1 protein-coding gene is annotated in these 1324 nt (G+C 68.4%); it reads right to left on the reverse strand.

Translation table 11 applies throughout. The features are described 5' to 3' along the window. Positions 1-55: 55 nt before the first annotated feature. On the reverse strand, positions 56-1288 hold the full coding sequence (locus C6N31_RS42175) for an IS701 family transposase (RefSeq protein ID WP_381588942.1): 1233 nt from the start codon (positions 1286-1288) through the stop codon (positions 56-58). Positions 1289-1324: the final 36 nt, after the last annotated feature.

Here is a 1324-nt window from a genome sequence, read left to right on the forward strand (position 1 = left end):
CGGTAGTGGGAGCGGCGGGCCACCAATTGGCGGCGACGACGCCAGAGTGACCAGTTCAGTGCATGGGTGCGGGCACGGCGGTTTCGGGGTGTGTGAGTTGCCAGGAGTCTCCGCACTTCTGCCACAGTGAGCCCGATGACCTCGGCATCCTCACGGGTGGATCCCCCTTTTCGGCTGCTTGCGCGCTCATCGCGGCGAGGAAGGCGTGGGCGAGCATGGCCAGGGTGATGTGCCGGTACCAGCCGACGTAGCGGCGGACCTCGTACTCGTCCAGGCCGCACTCGTTCTTCGCTGCCTGGAAACACTCCTCGATCGCCCACCGGAACCCGGCCACCCGTACCAGTTCCTCCACGGTGACATTCAGGGGCGCATAGCCGAGGTAGTAGGCGATCTCGTCCGGCCGGCTGAGGCTGCGTCGCGCCAGCGCCCAGCGTCGCCGGATCAGCACTCCGTCCTGGTGGTCGTATTCGGCTACTGGGCGCAACTGGACGGCCGCCCAGTCGTATTCGCGCTGCCCTTTCGCGCCCGCGCCGCAGGAACGGCGTTCCCATGCCTGGTCGGGGGCCTGTTTGAAGGCCATGTCGATGCGCGGGCCGGCGAGGGAGAACTGGGATTTCGGGACGGCGAGGACGTAGCCGACGCCGGACGTTTCCAGCATGCGGCGGAAGTGGTTGTCTTGTCCGTAGGCGGCGTCCGCCGTCACCCAGGCGATCGGCAGCGGTGAGGCCAGTGCCCTGTGGACGATCGCCGCGGCGATAGTGTTCTTGGTGGCGAACTCCCGCTCGTCGGGGACCTTGGCGGCGTGGCAGCGGTCACGGTCCTCGGTCCAGGACTTGGGCAGGTAGAGCTCCCGGTCCACCAGGGCGCGGCCGGCCGTGCTGGCGTAGGCGGCGAAGACGCCGATCTGGCAGTTCTCGGTGCGGCCTGCGGTGCCGGAGTACTGCCTTTGGACTCCGGCGGAGGTGGTGCCCTTCTTCAGGAATCCGGTGTCATCGATGATCAGTACCCCGTCGGGGCGGCCGAGTTGTTCGGCGATGTAGGTCTGCAGGTCATCGCGGATGTCGTCGGGGTTCCAGCGGGCGCGAGAGAGCAGGTGTTGCAGGCCGTCGGGGGTGGGGTGGCCGGCGTGTTCGGCGAGCCGCCAGCTGTTTTTGCGGGCTACCGGGGCGAGCAGGGCGCGGACGTAGTCCCGCATTCGGCGGCGGGGTTCGACGCGGCCGAAGTGGTGCCCGATGGTGGTGAAGAGGTCGTCGAGGTCGCGGTCCCAGGTCTCCGCCTGTTCGGTGATCACGGCCGGAGGCTTCCCCGCCCCGGAGTGCCCTCA

Origin of the sequence: Streptomyces fildesensis, from assembly GCF_016107395.1 — a bacterium.
GTDB classification, from domain to species: Bacteria; Actinomycetota; Actinomycetes; order Streptomycetales; family Streptomycetaceae; genus Actinacidiphila; species Actinacidiphila fildesensis.